We start from the raw sequence: 22,365 nt of genomic DNA on the forward strand, positions 1-22,365 counted from the left end.
ACCCGAACAACGCAGAGAGAGCCGACATGAACATCATCAACAAGACTGCCGAAGGCGTGGCCACCGGGGCCCGCGAATACCTGACCTTCCGCCTGGGCGAGGAGGAATACGGCATCGACATCCTCAAGGTGCAGGAAATCCGTGGCTACGAGCAGCCCACGCGCATTGCCAACGCACCCGAGTTCATCAAGGGCGTGGTCAATCTGCGCGGAACCATCGTGCCCATCGTGGACATGCGCCTGCGCTTCAACTGCTCCGAGGTGGAGTACAACGCCTTCACCGTGGTCATCATCCTGAACCTGCGCAATCGCGTGGTCGGAATTGTGGTGGACTCGGTCAGCGATGTGATGGAGCTGGCCGCCGATGCCGTGCGTCCTGCGCCCGATATCGAAAGCGCCATCGACAGCGGCTGCATCCTGGGCCTGGGCTCGGTGGGCGAGCGCATGCTGATCCTGCTGGACATCGAGAAGCTCATGGGCAATGTCGACATGGGCCTGGTGGCCTCCGAAGCCTGAGTGCGCCAGAGGTCTGTGTGCTGAACCTGGGACGTAACGCTTCATTCGCCGCCTCTCCTGCCCGGCCTGAGCAGGATGAGGAGGCGCTGCCGGGCGGCATGTCCGGTCCGCTGGCGCAGGGGCGCGAGTTCGTCTGGTCCAACCGCGACTTTGCCCGCGTCCAGACCCTGATCTACAAGCGTGCCGGCATCAGCCTGCATGATGGCAAGCACGCCATGGTCTACAGCCGTCTGTCGCGCCGCCTGCGCGAGACCGGGCATGAGAGCTTTGTCAGCTATCTGGACTGGCTGGAGAGCATCAACGACGGGCCTGAATGGCAGGAATTCGTCAACGCGCTGACCACGAATCTGACCTCGTTCTTCCGCGAACAGCATCACTTCGACATCCTGGCCCAGCATCTGCGCAGCCATAAACCCGGCGGCAATGGCTGGAAGGTATGGTGCAGCGCGGCCTCCACGGGAGAGGAGCCTTATTCCATCCTGATGACGGCGGTGGAGAGTCTCGGTGCCTCGGCCAGCTTTCAGCTCATGGCCAGCGACATCGATTCGCGCGTGCTGGAGACCGCCTCGCGCGGCGTGTACCGGGCAGAGAACCTCAAGGGCGTGAGCACCGAGCGGCTGCACCGCTTTTTCCTGCGTGGGCGTTCGGCCAACTCGGGGATGGTGCGGGTCAAGCCGGAGCTGCGCCGCATGGTGGACTTTCTCAACGTCAACCTGATCGCCGGCGACTGGCCGTTCCGGGAGACCTTCGACATCGTCTTCTGCCGCAACGTGATGATTTATTTCGACGCACCGACCCAGCGTCGCGTGCTGGAGCGCATTCATCAGGTGATGCGTCCGGGCGGGCTGCTGTTTGTCGGTCATGCCGAGAATTTCAGCGATTCGCGCGATCTGTTCGCGCTCAAGGGCAAGACCGTCTATGAGCGCCAATGAAGCTGAAGGGCAGGGCTGCAAGTCATGAGGAATCTGAGCTCTCCGCTGGATCTGCCAGGTGCTGGCGCTGCCAGACCCCTGCGCGGCAACAGCTTCGTGCCCCTGGGCTATCCTGATCCGGCCATGCCGGCGCCGGTCTCATCGCTGGAGCAGCTCAAGCGCCAGCCGCGCCAGCCGGGCGAGGCCTCGTTCTTCTACTACGACCCGCACTTCCAGCTCAATTCGGCCAAGGTGTTGCCGGGCGAGTACTTTGTCTCGCGCGACGAGATGGCCATCGTCACCGTGCTGGGTTCCTGTATCGCGGCCTGCCTGTGGGATCGTTTCATGCGCATTGGCGGCATGAACCACTTCATGCTGCCTGACGGCGATAGCAGCGACGTCTCGGGGCGCTATGGTTCGTACGCCATGGAGCTGCTGATCAATGAGATGCTCAAGCTGGGCGCAAGGCGCGAATCCATGCAGGCCAAGATTTTTGGCGGCGCCCAGGTCATGGCCAATTTCACGACCATGAATGTGGGTGAGCGCAACACCAGTTTTGTGACAGAGTATCTGCAAACCGAGCGCATTCCCATCGTCTCCGAGGACGTGCTGGATATTTATCCGCGCAAGGTGGTGTTTTTCCCATCCACGGGCAAGGCCATGGTCAAGCGCCTGGCACACGCCCATCCCGAGGCATTGGTGCAGCAGGAAATCACTCGCGGCAACGCGGCTGCGGTGGCACGCAATACGGCGGGCGGCTCGGTGGATCTGTTTTGAGGAAGGTTGAGCGTTGTTAAAGCCAAAAATCCGGGTGATCGTGGTGGACGACTCTGCGCTGGTGCGCAGTCTTCTGGCCGAGATCATCAATCGCCAGCATGACATGGAGTGCATCGGCTCGGCCAATGACCCGTTGATCGCGCGTGAAATGATCCGCGATCTGAACCCCGACGTCATCACGCTGGATGTGGAAATGCCCCGCATGGACGGCATCGATTTCCTCGGGCGGCTCATGCGCCTGCGACCCATGCCGGTGGTGATGATCTCCACGCTGACCGAGCGCGGTGCCGAAGTCACCATGCGCGCCCTGGAGCTGGGTGCCATCGATTTTGTGGCCAAGCCCCGCGTCGGCGTGGCCAACGGCCTGCAGGAGCTGGCCAGCCAGATTGTGGACAAGATCCGCGTGGCCGCCGTGGCCCAGGTGCATCGCCTGCCGGTGGTGCCGCACGGTGTGGCCGCGTCGGCGGGTACGGGCGCCAAGCCTGCGGCGCCCCGTGCGCAGGCGACTCCCGGTCTGCTGGGTCGCATCTCGACCGAAAAAATCATCGCCATCGGCGCTTCCACGGGGGGCACCGAGGCGATCCGTGAAGTGCTCACGCATCTGCCGGCCGACTGCCCGGCCATCGTCATCACCCAGCACATGCCGCCGGGCTTTACCACCAGTTTTGCGGCACGGCTCAACAGCCTGTGCCAGATGACGGTCAAGGAGGCCGCGCACGGCGAGCGTTTGCTGCCCGGCCATGCCTATATCGCTCCTGGCGGCAGGCATTTCTCCATCACGCGCAGCGGTGCCAACTATGTGGCCGTGGTCGATGATGCGCCGCCCGTCAACCGTCACAAGCCCTCGGTGGAAGTGCTGTTCAAGTCCGTGGCCGCCAGCGCCGGGCGCAATGCCTACGGCATCATGCTCACCGGCATGGGGGCTGATGGCGCCACCGCCATGCGCGAGATGCGCGATGCCGGCAGCTACAACTTGGTGCAAGATGAGAGCACCTGCATCGTCTTCGGCATGCCCCGCGAAGCCATTGCCCATGGTGCGGCCGACGAGGTGCTGCCTCTGCCGCAGATCGCTCATGCACTGCTGACCAAGCTGCGCGGCGGCTCGGATCAGGTACATCACCGTATCTAGGATTGCATAAAAAGAGAGCGCCTTGCGCTTGTCAGGTAAAGATTTCAGGCTTCTAGAGCTTTGAAATCAAGAACTGACAGGCGCAAGGCGCTCTCTTATTTGATGGCCTAATTATTCAGACAGTAAGGTCCAGCGCTCCAGCGCCTCCATCAGTGCTTCATCGATCTCCGCATCGCGCTGGTGCATGGCGACGGCCTTGGCGTTGTCGCTGGCAAACAGGCTGCCGTCGGCCAGTGCTTGCTGAATCTGCTTTTGCTCGGTCTCCAGTGCGGCAATCGTGGCTGGCAGGGTTTCCAGCTCGCGCTGATCCTTGTAGCTGAGCTTCTTCTTGGGGCTGGCCGCAGCGTCGGTGCGGCTTGCGACGGGCTTGGGCTCCTCCTTGGGGGCGGACTTGGCCTGCGCGGCTTCGGCCATGGCCTTGCTGCGGCGCGATTGCTCCATCCAGTCCGTCACGCCACCTTCGTATTCACGCCAGTGGCCGGGGCCTTCCCAGGCAATCGTGCTGGTGACCACGTTGTCGAGGAAAGTGCGGTCGTGGCTGACCAGAAAGACCGTGCCGTCGTAGCTTTGCAGCAGGTCTTCGAGCATGTCCAGCGTCTCGATGTCCAGATCGTTGGTCGGCTCGTCCAGCACCAGGACATTGGCCGGTCGCGCAAACAGACGGGCCAGCAGCAAGCGGTTGCGCTCGCCGCCTGATAGAGATCGGACCGGGGAATGCGCACGCGCCGGAGAGAACAGAAAGTCCGCCAGATAGCTCTTGACGTGCTTTTTCTGGTTGCCGATCTCGATCCACTCGCTGCCGGGGCTGATGAAGTCCTCCAGCGTGGCATCCAGATTCACCTGATGGCGCATCTGGTCAAAGTAGGCCACTTGCAGATTGCCGCCCAGGCGAACCTGGCCACTGTCCGGAGCCAGCTCGCCCAGAATCATCTTCAGCAGCGTTGTCTTGCCTGCGCCGTTGGGGCCCAGCAGGCCGACCTTGTCGCCACGCAAAATGGTGCCGCTGAACTTCTCGACGATCTTCTTGTCGCCAAAGGACTTGCTGACATCGGTCAGCTCGGCCACGATCTTGCCCTGATAGCCGTCGCCCTTGCCGGATGCGATATCCATGTTCACGCTGCCCAGCACATCACGGCGCTGGGCACGGCTGGCACGCAATTCCTGCAGACGGCTGATGCGGCTCTGGCTGCGGGTGCGGCGGGCTTCCACGCCCTTGCGAATCCAGACCTCTTCCTGGGCCAGCAGCTTGTCCGCCTTGGCGTTGATGACGGCCTCCTGGCTGAGCTGCTCTTCCTTTTGCAGCACGTACTGAGAGAAGTTGCCCGGGTAGGTGTGCAGAACGCCCCGATCCAGCTCCACGATGCGGGTGGCGATGCGGTCCAGAAAGCTGCGGTCGTGGGTGATCGTGATCACGCTGCCCTTGAAGGCAATCAGCAGCTCTTCCAGCCACTCGATGGAGTCCAGATCCAGGTGGTTGGTCGGCTCGTCGAGCAACAGGACATCGGGGCGGGCCACCAGAGCCTGGGCCAGCGCCACGCGCTTGCGGGTGCCGCCAGACAGACTGCCCACCAGGGCGTTCGGGTCCAGATGCAGGCGCTGCAATGTTTCTTCTACGCGCTGCTCCCAGTTCCAGGCATCATAGGCCTCGATCTGCGTCTGCAGCTCGTCCAGATCCTCGCCCTCGCCGCCAGCCAGGTAGCGCTCGCGAATCGCAATCACGGCCGCAATGCCGTCCGACGCCGACTCGAAGATGGTGTGCTCCGGGTTCAGGTCGGGCTCCTGCGCCACATAGGTAATGCGGACCCCGTTCTGCACCTGGAGCTGGCCGTCATCGGCCTTTGCCAGTCCGCCCAGAATCTTGAGCAGTGAAGACTTGCCGGCGCCGTTACGGCCGATCAGGCCGACGCGCTCGCCGGTCTCCAGGGAAAAATTTGCGTGGTCCAGCAGGGCCACGTGCCCGAACGCCAATTGAGCGTCTAACAAAGTAATCAGTGCCATCGTGCCAGCATTATCGTTGGCCTCCATAGAGACAGCGGCCGTAAGGCCGCTGTCTCTATCTCTGTCTATGGATGCAGCCCGGGCAAAGACCACGCTGGCAGATGAATCTTTTGTGTCAGAAGCGGCATGGCTAGGGTTTCACCTATGCTATAGTTCGATCCATCGCAGCAAACGACTGCCTCGCAAAAACTCAAAAGTTCTTGCGCAGGAATGCAAAATTTGTGATACACTACAAGGCTTCGCTGATCGCAGCAAGCAACGAGATCCAAAGTCAAGCTTCTTGATTTTGCGCTCGGCTCCTTAAAAAAATACAGCCGATAAGCGTGGGCGTTTGAGGGCAAGCAGCCAGTTCTTCGGAACAAACTCTTCGGAGTTATCAAACGCTCACAAAAACAGTAATGAGGAAGAATTAATTCTTCTTGATTCCGTCAAGTGAGTGAGCAGTCGAAAGACTTTAAATTCAAGATCGAACTATAGAGTTTGATCCTGGCTCAGATTGAACGCTGGCGGCATGCTTTACACATGCAAGTCGAACGGTAACAGGTCTTCGGATGCTGACGAGTGGCGAACGGGTGAGTAATACATCGGAACGTGCCTAGTAGTGGGGGATAACTACTCGAAAGAGTAGCTAATACCGCATGAGATCTACGGATGAAAGCAGGGGACCTTCGGGCCTTGTGCTACTAGAGCGGCTGATGGCAGATTAGGTAGTTGGTGGGGTAAAGGCTTACCAAGCCTGCGATCTGTAGCTGGTCTGAGAGGACGACCAGCCACACTGGGGCTGAGACACGGCCCAGACTCCTACGGGAGGCAGCAGTGGGGAATTTTGGACAATGGGCGAAAGCCTGATCCAGCAATGCCGCGTGCAGGATGAAGGCCCTCGGGTTGTAAACTGCTTTTGTACGGAACGAAAAGCCTGGGGCTAATATCCCCGGGTCATGACGGTACCGTAAGAATAAGCACCGGCTAACTACGTGCCAGCAGCCGCGGTAATACGTAGGGTGCAAGCGTTAATCGGAATTACTGGGCGTAAAGCGTGCGCAGGCGGTTTTGTAAGACAGTGGTGAAATCCCCGGGCTCAACCTGGGAACTGCCATTGTGACTGCAAAGCTAGAGTGCGGCAGAGGGGGATGGAATTCCGCGTGTAGCAGTGAAATGCGTAGATATGCGGAGGAACACCGATGGCGAAGGCAATCCCCTGGGCCTGCACTGACGCTCATGCACGAAAGCGTGGGGAGCAAACAGGATTAGATACCCTGGTAGTCCACGCCCTAAACGATGTCAACTGGTTGTTGGGTCTTAACTGACTCAGTAACGAAGCTAACGCGTGAAGTTGACCGCCTGGGGAGTACGGCCGCAAGGTTGAAACTCAAAGGAATTGACGGGGACCCGCACAAGCGGTGGATGATGTGGTTTAATTCGATGCAACGCGAAAAACCTTACCCACCTTTGACATGGCAGGAACTTACCAGAGATGGTTTGGTGCTCGAAAGAGAACCTGCACACAGGTGCTGCATGGCTGTCGTCAGCTCGTGTCGTGAGATGTTGGGTTAAGTCCCGCAACGAGCGCAACCCTTGCCATTAGTTGCTACATTCAGTTGAGCACTCTAATGGGACTGCCGGTGACAAACCGGAGGAAGGTGGGGATGACGTCAAGTCCTCATGGCCCTTATAGGTGGGGCTACACACGTCATACAATGGCTGGTACAAAGGGTTGCCAACCCGCGAGGGGGAGCTAATCCCATAAAGCCAGTCGTAGTCCGGATCGCAGTCTGCAACTCGACTGCGTGAAGTCGGAATCGCTAGTAATCGTGGATCAGAATGTCACGGTGAATACGTTCCCGGGTCTTGTACACACCGCCCGTCACACCATGGGAGCGGGTCTCGCCAGAAGTAGGTAGCCTAACCGCAAGGAGGGCGCTTACCACGGCGGGGTTCGTGACTGGGGTGAAGTCGTAACAAGGTAGCCGTATCGGAAGGTGCGGCTGGATCACCTCCTTTCTGGAAAAATGCTGCTTCAAATTGAACGTCCACACTTATCGGTTGTTGGAACAAGCCAGGTGGCCTGCTGAGTGACAGCGGGCTGCATGGAATGGGTCTGTAGCTCAGCTGGTTAGAGCACTGTGTTGATAACGCAGGGGTCGTTGGTTCGAGCCCAACTAGACCCACCAAGATTCCAATATCTGGTTCGAGGATCCCGGGGGATTAGCTCAGCTGGGAGAGCACCTGCTTTGCAAGCAGGGGGTCGTCGGTTCGATCCCGTCATCCTCCACCAAAAATGATAGCGCCGAAAGGTGCTATAATCGTTAGCTCAGCAGATGTGAAGCGCAAGCGGATCGGAAGCGAAAAAAACCAAATTCAATATAAAAGCAGTCTGCCTCAGACTGCTTTTATATTGATCTTTGATCAATAGGCTGTTCTTTAAAAATTCATAGAGTCGAAATCAGCGTTGCTGGTGGAAAGCGCAAACCAAGGTTTGTGCACCGTGCCGCCAGCAACATTTTGATTGCGTCAAAACAGATATTTTGCGAATGCAAATTTATCTAGTAATGACGAATATTCTCTAAGCTGTATCGAAAGATGCAGCCAAAGATATTCACATTACGGCATAACGCGTGAGGTGCAAGACCTCACCAGTCTTTGAACACCAGGCTTTGATTCTCGTTAAGAGAATCCAAAGTTATAGGGTCAAGTGACTAAGAGCATATGGTGGATGCCTTGGCGATGATAGGCGACGAAAGACGTGATAGCCTGCGATAAGCTTCGGGGAGCTGGCAAATAAGCTTTGATCCGGAGATTTCTGAATGGGGGAACCCACCTCGCAAGAGGTATCGTGCACTGAATACATAGGTGCTCGAAGCGAACCTGGAGAACTGAAACATCTAAGTACCCAGAGGAAAAGACATCAACCGAGATTCCGATAGTAGTGGCGAGCGAATTCGGAAGAGCCTTGCAGTGATAGTCGATCAGTTAACAAAACGGCATGGAAAGGCCGACCATAGTGGGTGATAGTCCCGTATGTGAAAACCGATCGGTGGTACTAGGCTGCAGACAAGTAGGGCGGGGCACGAGAAACCCTGTCTGAATATGGGGGGACCATCCTCCAAGGCTAAATACTCATCATCGACCGATAGTGAACCAGTACCGTGAGGGAAAGGCGAAAAGAACCCCGGGAGGGGAGTGAAATAGATCCTGAAACCGTATGCTTACAAAAAGTCGGAGCCCTTCGGGGTGACGGCGTACCTTTTGTATAATGGGTCAGCGACTTACATTCAGTGGCAAGCTTAACCGAATAGGGGAGGCGAAGAGAAATCGAGTCCGAATAGGGCGATTAGTCGCTGGGTGTAGACCCGAAACCAAGTGATCTATCCATGGCCAGGATGAAGGTGCCGTAACAGGTACTGGAGGTCCGAACCCACTAATGTTGCAAAATTAGGGGATGAGCTGTGGATAGGGGTGAAAGGCTAAACAAACTTGGAAATAGCTGGTTCTCTCCGAAAACTATTTAGGTAGTGCCTCAAGTATTACCGTCGGGGGTAGAGCACTGTTTAGGCTAGGGGGTCATGGCGACTTACCAAACCTATGCAAACTCCGAATACCGACGAGTACAGCTTGGGAGACAGAGCACCGGGTGCTAACGTCCGGACTCAAGAGGGAAACAACCCAGACCGCCAGCTAAGGTCCCTAAAACGGGCTAAGTGGGAAACGAAGTGGGAAGGCTAAAACAGTCAGGATGTTGGCTTAGAAGCAGCCATCATTTAAAGAAAGCGTAATAGCTCACTGATCGAGTCGTCCTGCGCGGAAGATGTAACGGGGCTAAGCCAGTTACCGAAGCTGCGGATGTGCCATTTATGGCACGTGGTAGGAGAGCGTTCTGTAAGCCTGTGAAGGTGTCTGGTAACGGATGCTGGAGGTATCAGAAGTGCGAATGCTGACATGAGTAGCGTTAAAGGGGGTGAAAAGCCCCCTCGCCGTAAGCGCAAGGTTTCCTACGCAACGTTCATCGGCGTAGGGTGAGTCGGCCCCTAAGGCGAGGCAGAGATGCGTAGCTGATGGGAAACAGGTCAATATTCCTGTACCGATCAATAGTGCGATGTGGGGACGGAGAAGGTTAGCTCAGCCAACTGTTGGAATAGTTGGTTCAAGCGTGTAGTCGTGCTCTTTAGGCAAATCCGGAGAGCTAAGATGAGGCGTGATAACGAGTGTGCTTGCACACGAAGTGAGTGATACCCTGCTTCCAGGAAAAGCCACTAAGCTTCAGCTATTGACGACCGTACCGCAAACCGACACTGGTGCGCGAGATGAGTATTCTAAGGCGCTTGAGAGAACTCAGGAGAAGGAACTCGGCAAATTGACACCGTAACTTCGGGAGAAGGTGTACCCCAAGTAAGTGAAGTTGTACAAACGGAGCTCAAAGGGGTTGCAAAAAATTGGTGGCTGCGACTGTTTAATAAAAACACAGCACTCTGCAAACACGAAAGTGGACGTATAGGGTGTGACGCCTGCCCGGTGCTGGAAGATTAAATGATGGGGTGCAAGCTCTTGATTGAAGTCCCAGTAAACGGCGGCCGTAACTATAACGGTCCTAAGGTAGCGAAATTCCTTGTCGGGTAAGTTCCGACCTGCACGAATGGCGTAACGATGGCCACACTGTCTCCTCCTGAGACTCAGCGAAGTTGAAATGTTTGTGATGATGCAATCTCCCCGCGGAAAGACGGAAAGACCCCATGAACCTTTACTGTAGCTTTGTATTGGACTTTGAACGGATCTGTGTAGGATAGGTGGGAGGCTTTGAAGTGAGGTCGCTAGATCTCATGGAGCCGACGTTGAAATACCACCCTGGTGCGTTTGAGGTTCTAACCTGGATCCATTATCTGGATCGGGGACAGTGCATGGTAGGCAGTTTGACTGGGGCGGTCTCCTCCCAAAGCGTAACGGAGGAGTTCGAAGGTACGCTAGTTACGGTCGGACATCGTGACGATAGTGCAATGGCATAAGCGTGCTTAACTGCGAGACTGACAAGTCGAGCAGATGCGAAAGCAGGACATAGTGATCCGGTGGTTCTGTATGGAAGGGCCATCGCTCAACGGATAAAAGGTACTCTGGGGATAACAGGCTGATACCGCCCAAGAGTTCATATCGACGGCGGTGTTTGGCACCTCGATGTCGGCTCATCTCATCCTGGGGCTGTAGTCGGTCCCAAGGGTATGGCTGTTCGCCATTTAAAGAGGTACGTGAGCTGGGTTTAAAACGTCGTGAGACAGTTTGGTCCCTATCTTCCGTGGGCGCTGCAGATTTGAGGAAGCCTGCTCCTAGTACGAGAGGACCGGAGTGGACACACCTCTGGTGTACCTGTTGTCACGCCAGTGGCATCGCAGGGTAGCTAAGTGTGGAAGAGATAACCGCTGAAAGCATCTAAGCGGGAAACTCGTTTCAAGATGAGATCTGCCGGGGCCTTGAGCCCCCTGAAGGGTCGTTGTAGACCACGACGTTGATAGGCTGGGTGTGGAAGCGCAGTAATGCGTTAAGCTAACCAGTACTAATTGCCCGTGCGGCTTGACCCTATAACTTTGGGCAAGTCTGGAAAAATGAAAGACAGAACGCAAGTTCTAGTTATGCCGAAAAGGCGCAATCGAAAAGCTGATTGAAGACTCTATGAATTCGTTGGATTGAAGGTGAGCGAGATTAAGAAGTTAATCGAGGCGCTGTCAATCTGACAAAAAGTTTATGCCTGATGACCATAGCAAGTTGGTACCACTCCTTCCCATCCCGAACAGGACAGTGAAACGACTTTGCGCCGATGATAGTGCGGGTTCCCGTGTGAAAGTAGGTCATCGTCAGGCTCTTACGCCAAAACGCCTGGCTCACGCCAGGCGTTTTCTTCTCCCTCCTTGTGCTGAGGGGTGAGAAGAAAACGCAAAAACGTTTTAAAAGTACTGTGAAAACAGTGCTACAATTGAAGGCTTCGCTGATCGCAGCAAGCAACGAGATTCAAAGTCAAGCTTCTTGATTTTGCACTCGGTTCCTTAAAAAAATACAGCCGATAAGCGTGGGCGTTTGAGGGCAAGCAGCCAGTTCTTCGGAACAAACTCTTCGGAGTTATCAAACGCTCACAAAAACAGTAATGAGGAAGAATTGATTCTTCTTGATTCCGTCAAGTGAGTGAGCAGTCGAAAGACTTTAAATTCAAGATCGAACTATAGAGTTTGATCCTGGCTCAGATTGAACGCTGGCGGCATGCTTTACACATGCAAGTCGAACGGTAACAGGTCTTCGGATGCTGACGAGTGGCGAACGGGTGAGTAATACATCGGAACGTGCCTAGTAGTGGGGGATAACTACTCGAAAGAGTAGCTAATACCGCATGAGATCTACGGATGAAAGCAGGGGACCTTCGGGCCTTGTGCTACTAGAGCGGCTGATGGCAGATTAGGTAGTTGGTGGGGTAAAGGCTTACCAAGCCTGCGATCTGTAGCTGGTCTGAGAGGACGACCAGCCACACTGGGACTGAGACACGGCCCAGACTCCTACGGGAGGCAGCAGTGGGGAATTTTGGACAATGGGCGAAAGCCTGATCCAGCAATGCCGCGTGCAGGATGAAGGCCCTCGGGTTGTAAACTGCTTTTGTACGGAACGAAAAGCCTGGGGCTAATATCCCCGGGTCATGACGGTACCGTAAGAATAAGCACCGGCTAACTACGTGCCAGCAGCCGCGGTAATACGTAGGGTGCAAGCGTTAATCGGAATTACTGGGCGTAAAGCGTGCGCAGGCGGTTTTGTAAGACAGTGGTGAAATCCCCGGGCTCAACCTGGGAACTGCCATTGTGACTGCAAAGCTAGAGTGCGGCAGAGGGGGATGGAATTCCGCGTGTAGCAGTGAAATGCGTAGATATGCGGAGGAACACCGATGGCGAAGGCAATCCCCTGGGCCTGCACTGACGCTCATGCACGAAAGCGTGGGGAGCAAACAGGATTAGATACCCTGGTAGTCCACGCCCTAAACGATGTCAACTGGTTGTTGGGTCTTAACTGACTCAGTAACGAAGCTAACGCGTGAAGTTGACCGCCTGGGGAGTACGGCCGCAAGGTTGAAACTCAAAGGAATTGACGGGGACCCGCACAAGCGGTGGATGATGTGGTTTAATTCGATGCAACGCGAAAAACCTTACCCACCTTTGACATGGCAGGAACTTACCAGAGATGGTTTGGTGCTCGAAAGAGAACCTGCACACAGGTGCTGCATGGCTGTCGTCAGCTCGTGTCGTGAGATGTTGGGTTAAGTCCCGCAACGAGCGCAACCCTTGCCATTAGTTGCTACATTCAGTTGAGCACTCTAATGGGACTGCCGGTGACAAACCGGAGGAAGGTGGGGATGACGTCAAGTCCTCATGGCCCTTATAGGTGGGGCTACACACGTCATACAATGGCTGGTACAAAGGGTTGCCAACCCGCGAGGGGGAGCTAATCCCATAAAGCCAGTCGTAGTCCGGATCGCAGTCTGCAACTCGACTGCGTGAAGTCGGAATCGCTAGTAATCGTGGATCAGAATGTCACGGTGAATACGTTCCCGGGTCTTGTACACACCGCCCGTCACACCATGGGAGCGGGTCTCGCCAGAAGTAGGTAGCCTAACCGCAAGGAGGGCGCTTACCACGGCGGGGTTCGTGACTGGGGTGAAGTCGTAACAAGGTAGCCGTATCGGAAGGTGCGGCTGGATCACCTCCTTTCTGGAAAAATGCTGCTTCAAATTGAACGTCCACACTTATCGGTTGTTGGAACAAGCCAGGTGGCCTGCTGAGTGACAGCGGGCTGCATGGAATGGGTCTGTAGCTCAGCTGGTTAGAGCACTGTGTTGATAACGCAGGGGTCGTTGGTTCGAGCCCAACTAGACCCACCAAGATTCCAATATCTGGTTCGAGGATCCCGGGGGATTAGCTCAGCTGGGAGAGCACCTGCTTTGCAAGCAGGGGGTCGTCGGTTCGATCCCGTCATCCTCCACCAAAAATGATAGCGCCGAAAGGTGCTATAATCGTTGGCTCAGCAGATGTGAAGCGCAAGCGGATCGGAAGCAGAAAAAAACCAAATTCAATATAAAAGCAGTCTGCTTCAGACTGCTTTTATATTGATCTTTGATCAATAGGCTGTTCTTTAAAAATTCATAGAGTCGAAATCAGCGTTGCTGGTGGAAAGCACAAACCAAGGTTTGTGCACCGTGCCGCCAGCAACATTTTGATTGCGTCAAAACAGATATTTTGCGAATGCAAATTTATCTAGTAATGACGAATATTCTCTAAGCTGTATCGAAAGATGCAGCCAAAGATATTCACATTACGGCATAACGCGTGAGGTGCAAGACCTCACCAGTCTTTGAATACCAGGCTTTGATTCTCGCTAAGAGAATCCAAAGTTATAGGGTCAAGTGACTAAGAGCATATGGTGGATGCCTTGGCGATGATAGGCGACGAAAGACGTGATAGCCTGCGATAAGCTTCGGGGAGCTGGCAAATAAGCTTTGATCCGGAGATTTCTGAATGGGGGAACCCACCTCGCAAGAGGTATCGTGCACTGAATACATAGGTGCTCGAAGCGAACCTGGAGAACTGAAACATCTAAGTACCCAGAGGAAAAGACATCAACCGAGATTCCGATAGTAGTGGCGAGCGAATTCGGAAGAGCCTTGCAGTGATAGTCGATCAGTTAACAAAACGGCATGGAAAGGCCGACCATAGTGGGTGATAGTCCCGTATGTGAAAACCGATCGGTGGTACTAGGCTGCAGACAAGTAGGGCGGGGCACGAGAAACCCTGTCTGAATATGGGGGGACCATCCTCCAAGGCTAAATACTCATCATCGACCGATAGTGAACCAGTACCGTGAGGGAAAGGCGAAAAGAACCCCGGGAGGGGAGTGAAATAGATCCTGAAACCGTATGCTTACAAAAAGTCGGAGCCCTTCGGGGTGACGGCGTACCTTTTGTATAATGGGTCAGCGACTTACATTCAGTGGCAAGCTTAACCGAATAGGGGAGGCGAAGAGAAATCGAGTCCGAATAGGGCGATTAGTCGCTGGGTGTAGACCCGAAACCAAGTGATCTATCCATGGCCAGGATGAAGGTGCCGTAACAGGTACTGGAGGTCCGAACCCACTAATGTTGCAAAATTAGGGGATGAGCTGTGGATAGGGGTGAAAGGCTAAACAAACTTGGAAATAGCTGGTTCTCTCCGAAAACTATTTAGGTAGTGCCTCAAGTATTACCGTCGGGGGTAGAGCACTGTTTAGGCTAGGGGGTCATGGCGACTTACCAAACCTATGCAAACTCCGAATACCGACGAGTACAGCTTGGGAGACAGAGCACCGGGTGCTAACGTCCGGACTCAAGAGGGAAACAACCCAGACCGCCAGCTAAGGTCCCTAAAACGGGCTAAGTGGGAAACGAAGTGGGAAGGCTAAAACAGTCAGGATGTTGGCTTAGAAGCAGCCATCATTTAAAGAAAGCGTAATAGCTCACTGATCGAGTCGTCCTGCGCGGAAGATGTAACGGGGCTAAGCCAGTTACCGAAGCTGCGGATGTGCCATTTATGGCACGTGGTAGGAGAGCGTTCTGTAAGCCTGTGAAGGTGTCTGGTAACGGATGCTGGAGGTATCAGAAGTGCGAATGCTGACATGAGTAGCGTTAAAGGGGGTGAAAAGCCCCCTCGCCGTAAGCGCAAGGTTTCCTACGCAACGTTCATCGGCGTAGGGTGAGTCGGCCCCTAAGGCGAGGCAGAGATGCGTAGCTGATGGGAAACAGGTCAATATTCCTGTACCGATCAATAGTGCGATGTGGGGACGGAGAAGGTTAGCTCAGCCAACTGTTGGAATAGTTGGTTCAAGCGTGTAGTCGTGCTCTTTAGGCAAATCCGGAGAGCTAAGATGAGGCGTGATAACGAGTGTGCTTGCACACGAAGTGAGTGATACCCTGCTTCCAGGAAAAGCCACTAAGCTTCAGCTATTGACGACCGTACCGCAAACCGACACTGGTGCGCGAGATGAGTATTCTAAGGCGCTTGAGAGAACTCAGGAGAAGGAACTCGGCAAATTGACACCGTAACTTCGGGAGAAGGTGTACCCCAAGTAAGTGAAGTTGTACAAACGGAGCTCAAAGGGGTTGCAAAAAATTGGTGGCTGCGACTGTTTAATAAAAACACAGCACTCTGCAAACACGAAAGTGGACGTATAGGGTGTGACGCCTGCCCGGTGCTGGAAGATTAAATGATGGGGTGCAAGCTCTTGATTGAAGTCCCAGTAAACGGCGGCCGTAACTATAACGGTCCTAAGGTAGCGAAATTCCTTGTCGGGTAAGTTCCGACCTGCACGAATGGCGTAACGATGGCCACACTGTCTCCTCCTGAGACTCAGCGAAGTTGAAATGTTTGTGATGATGCAATCTCCCCGCGGAAAGACGGAAAGACCCCATGAACCTTTACTGTAGCTTTGTATTGGACTTTGAACGGATCTGTGTAGGATAGGTGGGAGGCTTTGAAGTGAGGTCGCTAGATCTCATGGAGCCGACGTTGAAATACCACCCTGGTGCGTTTGAGGTTCTAACCTGGATCCATTATCTGGATCGGGGACAGTGCATGGTAGGCAGTTTGACTGGGGCGGTCTCCTCCCAAAGCGTAACGGAGGAGTTCGAAGGTACGCTAGTTACGGTCGGACATCGTGACGATAGTGCAATGGCATAAGCGTGCTTAACTGCGAGACTGACAAGTCGAGCAGATGCGAAAGCAGGACATAGTGATCCGGTGGTTCTGTATGGAAGGGCCATCGCTCAACGGATAAAAGGTACTCTGGGGATAACAGGCTGATACCGCCCAAGAGTTCATATCGACGGCGGTGTTTGGCACCTCGATGTCGGCTCATCTCATCCTGGGGCTGTAGTCGGTCCCAAGGGTATGGCTGTTCGCCATTTAAAGAGGTACGTGAGCTGGGTTTAAAACGTCGTGAGACAGTTTGGTCCCTATCTTCCGTGGGCGCTGCAGATTTGAGGAAGCCTGCTCCTAGTACGAGAGGACCGGAGTGGACACACCTCTGGTGTACCTGTTGTCACGCCAGTGGCATCGCAGGGTAGCTAAGTGTGGAAGAGATAACCGCTGAAAGCATCTAAGCGGGAAACTCGTTTCAAGATGAGATCTGCCGGGGCCTTGAGCCCCCTGAAGGGTCGTTGTAGACCACGACGTTGATAGGCTGGGTGTGGAAGCGCAGTAATGCGTTAAGCTAACCAGTACTAATTGCCCGTGCGGCTTGACCCTATAACTTTGGGCAAGCCTGGAAAAATGAAAGACAGAACGCAAGTTCTAGTTATGCCGAAAAGGCGCAATCGAAAAGCTGATTGAAGACTCTATGAATTCGTTGGACTGAAGGTGAGCGAGATTAAGAAGTTAATCGAGGCGCCGTCAATCTGACAAAAAGTTTATGCCTGATGACCATAGCAAGTTGGTACCACTCCTTCCCATCCCGAACAGGACAGTGAAACGACTTTGCGCCGATGATAGTGCGGGTTCCCGTGTGAAAGTAGGTCATCGTCAGGCTCTTACGCCAAAACGCCTGGCTCACGCCAGGCGTTTTCTTCTCCCTCCTTGTGCTGAGGGGTGAGAAGAAAACGCAAAAACGTTTTAAAAGTACTGTGAAAACAGTGCTACAATTGAAGGCTTCGCTGATCGCAGCAAGCAACGAGATTCAAAGTCAAGCTTCTTGATTTTGCACTCGGTTCCTTAAAAAAATACAGCCGATAAGCGTGGGCGTTTGAGGGCAAGCAGCCAGTTCTTCGGAACAAACTCTTCGGAGTTATCAAACGCTCACAAAAACAGTAATGAGGAAGAATTGATTCTTCTTGATTCCGTCAAGTGAGTGAGCAGTCGAAAGACTTTAAATTCAAGATCGAACTATAGAGTTTGATCCTGGCTCAGATTGAACGCTGGCGGCATGCTTTACACATGCAAGTCGAACGGTAACAGGTCTTCGGATGCTGACGAGTGGCGAACGGGTGAGTAATACATCGGAACGTGCCTAGTAGTGGGGGATAACTACTCGAAAGAGTAGCTAATACCGCATGAGATCTACGGATGAAAGCAGGGGACCTTCGGGCCTTGTGCTACTAGAGCGGCTGATGGCAGATTAGGTAGTTGGTGGGGTAAAGGCTTACCAAGCCTGCGATCTGTAGCTGGTCTGAGAGGACGACCAGCCACACTGGGACTGAGACACGGCCCAGACTCCTACGGGAGGCAGCAGTGGGGAATTTTGGACAATGGGCGAAAGCCTGATCCAGCAATGCCGCGTGCAGGATGAAGGCCCTCGGGTTGTAAACTGCTTTTGTACGGAACGAAAAGCCTGGGGCTAATATCCCCGGGTCATGACGGTACCGTAAGAATAAGCACCGGCTAACTACGTGCCAGCAGCCGCGGTAATACGTAGGGTGCAAGCGTTAATCGGAATTACTGGGCGTAAAGCGTGCGCAGGCGGTTTTGTAAGACAGTGGTGAAATCCCCGGGCTCAACCTGGGAACTGCCATTGTGACTGCAAAGCTAGAGTGCGGCAGAGGGGGATGGAATTCCGCGTGTAGCAGTGAAATGCGTAGATATGCGGAGGAACACCGATGGCGAAGGCAATCCCCTGGGCCTGCACTGACGCTCATGCACGAAAGCGTGGGGAGCAAACAGGATTAGATACCCTGGTAGTCCACGCCCTAAACGATGTCAACTGGTTGTTGGGTCTTAACTGACTCAGTAACGAAGCTAACGCGTGAAGTTGACCGCCTGGGGAGTACGGCCGCAAGGTTGAAACTCAAAGGAATTGACGGGGACCCGCACAAGCGGTGGATGATGTGGTTTAATTCGATGCAACGCGAAAAACCTTACCCACCTTTGACATGGCAGGAACTTACCAGAGATGGTTTGGTGCTCGAAAGAGAACCTGCACACAGGTGCTGCATGGCTGTCGTCAGCTCGTGTCGTGAGATGTTGGGTTAAGTCCCGCAACGAGCGCAACCCTTGCCATTAGTTGCTACATTCAGTTGAGCACTCTAATGGGACTGCCGGTGACAAACCGGAGGAAGGTGGGGATGACGTCAAGTCCTCATGGCCCTTATAGGTGGGGCTACACACGTCATACAATGGCTGGTACAAAGGGTTGCCAACCCGCGAGGGGGAGCTAATCCCATAAAGCCAGTCGTAGTCCGGATCGCAGTCTGCAACTCGACTGCGTGAAGTCGGAATCGCTAGTAATCGTGGATCAGAATGTCACGGTGAATACGTTCCCGGGTCTTGTACACACCGCCCGTCACACCATGGGAGCGGGTCTCGCCAGAAGTAGGTAGCCTAACCGCAAGGAGGGCGCTTACCACGGCGGGGTTCGTGACTGGGGTGAAGTCGTAACAAGGTAGCCGTATCGGAAGGTGCGGCTGGATCACCTCCTTTCTGGAAAAATGCTGCTTCAAATTGAACGTCCACACTTATCGGTTGTTGGAACAAGCCAGGTGGCCTGCTGAGTGACAGCGGGCTGCATGGAATGGGTCTGTAGCTCAGCTGGTTAGAGCACTGTGTTGATAACGCAGGGGTCGTTGGTTCGAGCCCAACTAGACCCACCAAGATTCCAATATCTGGTTCGAGGATCCCGGGGGATTAGCTCAGCTGGGAGAGCACCTGCTTTGCAAGCAGGGGGTCGTCGGTTCGATCCCGTCATCCTCCACCAAAAATGATAGCGCCGAAAGGTGCTATAATCGTTAGCTCAGCAGATGTGAAGCGCAAGCGGATCGGAAGCGAAAAAAACCAAATTCAATATAAAAGCAGTCTGCCTCAGACTGCTTTTATATTGATCTTTGATCAATAGGCTGTTCTTTAAAAATTCATAGAGTCGAAATCAGCGTTGCTGGTGGAAAGCACAAACCAAGGTTTGTGCACCGTGCCGCCAGCAACATTTTGATTGCGTCAAAACAGATATTTTGCGAATGCAAATTTATCTAGTAATGACGAATATTCTCTAAGCTGTATCGAAAGATGCAGCCAAAGATATTCACATTACGGCATAACGCGTGAGGTGCAAGACCTCACCAGTCTTTGAACACCAGGCTTTGATTCTCGCTAAGAGAATCCAAAGTTATAGGGTCAAGTGACTAAGAGCATATGGTGGATGCCTTGGCGATGATAGGCGACGAAAGACGTGATAGCCTGCGATAAGCTTCGGGGAGCTGGCAAATAAGCTTTGATCCGGAGATTTCTGAATGGGGGAACCCACCTCGCAAGAGGTATCGTGCACTGAATACATAGGTGCTCGAAGCGAACCTGGAGAACTGAAACATCTAAGTACCCAGAGGAAAAGACATCAACCGAGATTCCGATAGTAGTGGCGAGCGAATTCGGAAGAGCCTTGCAGTGATAGTCGATCAGTTAACAAAACGGCATGGAAAGGCCGACCATAGTGGGTGATAGTCCCGTATGTGAAAACCGATCGGTGGTACTAGGCTGCAGACAAGTAGGGCGGGGCACGAGAAACCCTGTCTGAATATGGGGGGACCATCCTCCAAGGCTAAATACTCATCATCGACCGATAGTGAACCAGTACCGTGAGGGAAAGGCGAAAAGAACCCCGGGAGGGGAGTGAAATAGATCCTGAAACCGTATGCTTACAAAAAGTCGGAGCCCTTCGGGGTGACGGCGTACCTTTTGTATAATGGGTCAGCGACTTACATTCAGTGGCAAGCTTAACCGAATAGGGGAGGCGAAGAGAAATCGAGTCCGAATAGGGCGATTAGTCGCTGGGTGTAGACCCGAAACCAAGTGATCTATCCATGGCCAGGATGAAGGTGCCGTAACAGGTACTGGAGGTCCGAACCCACTAATGTTGCAAAATTAGGGGATGAGCTGTGGATAGGGGTGAAAGGCTAAACAAACTTGGAAATAGCTGGTTCTCTCCGAAAACTATTTAGGTAGTGCCTCAAGTATTACCGTCGGGGGTAGAGCACTGTTTAGGCTAGGGGGTCATGGCGACTTACCAAACCTATGCAAACTCCGAATACCGACGAGTACAGCTTGGGAGACAGAGCACCGGGTGCTAACGTCCGGACTCAAGAGGGAAACAACCCAGACCGCCAGCTAAGGTCCCTAAAACGGGCTAAGTGGGAAACGAAGTGGGAAGGCTAAAACAGTCAGGATGTTGGCTTAGAAGCAGCCATCATTTAAAGAAAGCGTAATAGCTCACTGATCGAGTCGTCCTGCGCGGAAGATGTAACGGGGCTAAGCCAGTTACCGAAGCTGCGGATGTGCCATTTATGGCACGTGGTAGGAGAGCGTTCTGTAAGCCTGTGAAGGTGTCTGGTAACGGATGCTGGAGGTATCAGAAGTGCGAATGCTGACATGAGTAGCGTTAAAGGGGGTGAAAAGCCCCCTCGCCGTAAGCGCAAGGTTTCCTACGCAACGTTCATCGGCGTAGGGTGAGTCGGCCCCTAAGGCGAGGCAGAGATGCGTAGCTGATGGGAAACAGGTCAATATTCCTGTACCGATCAATAGTGCGATGTGGGGACGGAGAAGGTTAGCTCAGCCAACTGTTGGAATAGTTGGTTCAAGCGTGTAGTCGTGCTCTTTAGGCAAATCCGGAGAGCTGAGATGAGGCGTGATAACGAGTGTGCTTGCACACGAAGTGAGTGATACCCTGCTTCCAGGAAAAGCCACTAAGCTTCAGCTATTGACGACCGTACCGCAAACCGACACTGGTGCGCGAGATGAGTATTCTAAGGCGCTTGAGAGAACTCAGGAGAAGGAACTCGGCAAATTGACACCGTAACTTCGGGAGAAGGTGTACCCCAAGTAAGTGAAGTTGTACAAACGGAGCTCAAAGGGGTTGCAAAAAATTGGTGGCTGCGACTGTTTAATAAAAACACAGCACTCTGCAAACACGAAAGTGGACGTATAGGGTGTGACGCCTGCCCGGTGCTGGAAGATTAAATGATGGGGTGCAAGCTCTTGATTGAAGTCCCAGTAAACGGCGGCCGTAACTATAACGGTCCTAAGGTAGCGAAATTCCTTGTCGGGTAAGTTCCGACCTGCACGAATGGCGTAACGATGGCCACACTGTCTCCTCCTGAGACTCAGCGAAGTTGAAATGTTTGTGATGATGCAATCTCCCCGCGGAAAGACGGAAAGACCCCATGAACCTTTACTGTAGCTTTGTATTGGACTTTGAACGGATCTGTGTAGGATAGGTGGGAGGCTTTGAAGTGAGGTCGCTAGATCTCATGGAGCCGACGTTGAAATACCACCCTGGTGCGTTTGAGGTTCTAACCTGGATCCATTATCTGGATCGGGGACAGTGCATGGTAGGCAGTTTGACTGGGGCGGTCTCCTCCCAAAGCGTAACGGAGGAGTTCGAAGGTACGCTAGTTACGGTCGGACATCGTGACGATAGTGCAATGGCATAAGCGTGCTTAACTGCGAGACTGACAAGTCGAGCAGATGCGAAAGCAGGACATAGTGATCCGGTGGTTCTGTATGGAAGGGCCATCGCTCAACGGATAAAAGGTACTCTGGGGATAACAGGCTGATACCGCCCAAGAGTTCATATCGACGGCGGTGTTTGGCACCTCGATGTCGGCTCATCTCATCCTGGGGCTGTAGTCGGTCCCAAGGGTATGGCTGTTCGCCATTTAAAGAGGTACGTGAGCTGGGTTTAAAACGTCGTGAGACAGTTTGGTCCCTATCTTCCGTGGGCGCTGCAGATTTGAGGAAGCCTGCTCCTAGTACGAGAGGACCGGAGTGGACACACCTCTGGTGTACCTGTTGTCACGCCAGTGGCATCGCAGGGTAGCTAAGTGTGGAAGAGATAACCGCTGAAAGCATCTAAGCGGGAAACTCGTTTCAAGATGAGATCTGCCGGGGCCTTGAGCCCCCTGAAGGGTCGTTGTAGACCACGACGTTGATAGGCTGGGTGTGGAAGCGCAGTAATGCGTTAAGCTAACCAGTACTAATTGCCCGTGCGGCTTGACCCTATAACTTTGGGCAAGCCT

General features: G+C 53.9%; 5 protein-coding genes, 6 tRNA genes and 8 rRNA genes. 18 read left to right on the plus strand and 1 reads right to left on the minus strand.

What is annotated here, in order from left to right:
- The first annotated feature begins 26 nt into the window (after nucleotides 1–26).
- The 4 genes from O987_RS02455 to O987_RS02470 are packed head-to-tail and all read left to right on the plus strand — an operon-like array spanning nucleotide 27 to nucleotide 3,332.
- Nucleotides 27–515 (plus strand): chemotaxis protein CheW, encoded by a 489-nt coding sequence (locus O987_RS02455; RefSeq protein WP_003059117.1) that lies wholly within the window; start codon nucleotides 27–29, stop codon nucleotides 513–515.
- Nucleotides 516–532: 17 nt separating this feature from the next.
- Complete coding sequence (locus O987_RS02460) at nucleotides 533–1,447, plus strand: CheR family methyltransferase (RefSeq protein ID WP_043370720.1); 915 nt, start codon at nucleotides 533–535, stop codon at nucleotides 1,445–1,447.
- A gap of 24 nt (nucleotides 1,448–1,471) precedes the next feature.
- On the plus strand, nucleotides 1,472–2,203 hold the full coding sequence (gene cheD / locus O987_RS02465; protein WP_003059115.1) for a chemoreceptor glutamine deamidase CheD: 732 nt from the start codon (nucleotides 1,472–1,474) through the stop codon (nucleotides 2,201–2,203).
- A gap of 13 nt (nucleotides 2,204–2,216) precedes the next feature.
- Nucleotides 2,217–3,332: a protein-glutamate methylesterase/protein-glutamine glutaminase gene (locus O987_RS02470; RefSeq protein WP_200879586.1), complete on the plus strand. Its 1,116-nt coding sequence runs from the start codon at nucleotides 2,217–2,219 to the stop codon at nucleotides 3,330–3,332.
- A gap of 111 nt (nucleotides 3,333–3,443) precedes the next feature.
- On the opposite strand, the gene O987_RS02475 is transcribed toward O987_RS02470, so the two are convergent.
- The gene (locus tag O987_RS02475; RefSeq protein ID WP_043370722.1) at nucleotides 3,444–5,330 is read right to left on the minus strand and encodes an ATP-binding cassette domain-containing protein; all 1,887 of its coding nucleotides are present in this window, start codon (nucleotides 5,328–5,330) and stop codon (nucleotides 3,444–3,446) included.
- Between the two features lie 468 nt (nucleotides 5,331–5,798).
- On the opposite strand from O987_RS02475, the gene O987_RS02480 reads away from it, so the two are divergent.
- The 14 genes from O987_RS02480 (at nucleotide 5,799) to O987_RS02545 (ending at nucleotide 22,347) form a co-directional block, all read left to right on the plus strand.
- Nucleotides 5,799–7,331: ribosomal RNA gene (locus tag O987_RS02480) — 16S ribosomal RNA — on the plus strand.
- A gap of 93 nt (nucleotides 7,332–7,424) precedes the next feature.
- Nucleotides 7,425–7,501 (plus strand) — tRNA-Ile (locus tag O987_RS02485).
- 28 nt (nucleotides 7,502–7,529) lie between these two features.
- A tRNA-Ala gene (locus O987_RS02490) sits at nucleotides 7,530–7,605 on the plus strand.
- A gap of 411 nt (nucleotides 7,606–8,016) precedes the next feature.
- Nucleotides 8,017–10,894, plus strand: a 23S ribosomal RNA gene (locus O987_RS02495).
- Between the two features lie 166 nt (nucleotides 10,895–11,060).
- A 5S ribosomal RNA gene (rrf, locus tag O987_RS02500) occupies nucleotides 11,061–11,173 on the plus strand.
- 351 nt (nucleotides 11,174–11,524) lie between these two features.
- A 16S ribosomal RNA gene (locus O987_RS02505) occupies nucleotides 11,525–13,057 on the plus strand.
- 93 nt (nucleotides 13,058–13,150) lie between these two features.
- A tRNA-Ile gene (locus O987_RS02510) sits at nucleotides 13,151–13,227 on the plus strand.
- A gap of 28 nt (nucleotides 13,228–13,255) precedes the next feature.
- Nucleotides 13,256–13,331, plus strand: a tRNA-Ala gene (locus O987_RS02515).
- Between the two features lie 412 nt (nucleotides 13,332–13,743).
- Nucleotides 13,744–16,621, plus strand: a 23S ribosomal RNA gene (locus O987_RS02520).
- Nucleotides 16,622–16,787: 166 nt separating this feature from the next.
- Nucleotides 16,788–16,900, plus strand: a 5S ribosomal RNA gene (gene rrf, locus O987_RS02525).
- Between the two features lie 351 nt (nucleotides 16,901–17,251).
- Nucleotides 17,252–18,784 (plus strand): 16S ribosomal RNA (locus O987_RS02530).
- Between the two features lie 93 nt (nucleotides 18,785–18,877).
- Nucleotides 18,878–18,954, plus strand: a tRNA-Ile gene (locus O987_RS02535).
- A gap of 28 nt (nucleotides 18,955–18,982) precedes the next feature.
- A tRNA-Ala gene (locus O987_RS02540) sits at nucleotides 18,983–19,058 on the plus strand.
- Between the two features lie 411 nt (nucleotides 19,059–19,469).
- A 23S ribosomal RNA gene (locus O987_RS02545) occupies nucleotides 19,470–22,347 on the plus strand.
- Together the 16S, 23S and 5S rRNA genes with 6 tRNA genes alongside form the textbook arrangement of a ribosomal RNA operon.
- The last annotated feature ends 18 nt before the right edge of the window (nucleotides 22,348–22,365 follow it).

It is taken from the genome of Comamonas testosteroni TK102, assembly GCF_000739375.1.
Lineage (GTDB): Bacteria > Pseudomonadota > Gammaproteobacteria > Burkholderiales > Burkholderiaceae_C > Comamonas > Comamonas brasiliensis.

Coding starts and splice junctions, on each gene's coding strand:
- O987_RS02455 (WP_003059117.1), top strand. CDS start 27: ATGAACATCATCAACAAGACTGCCGAAGGCGTGGCCACCGGGGCCCGC.
- cheD (WP_003059115.1), top strand. CDS start 1,472: ATGAGGAATCTGAGCTCTCCGCTGGATCTGCCAGGTGCTGGCGCTGCC.
- O987_RS02475 (WP_043370722.1), bottom strand. CDS start 5,330: ATGGCACTGATTACTTTGTTAGACGCTCAATTGGCGTTCGGGCACGTG.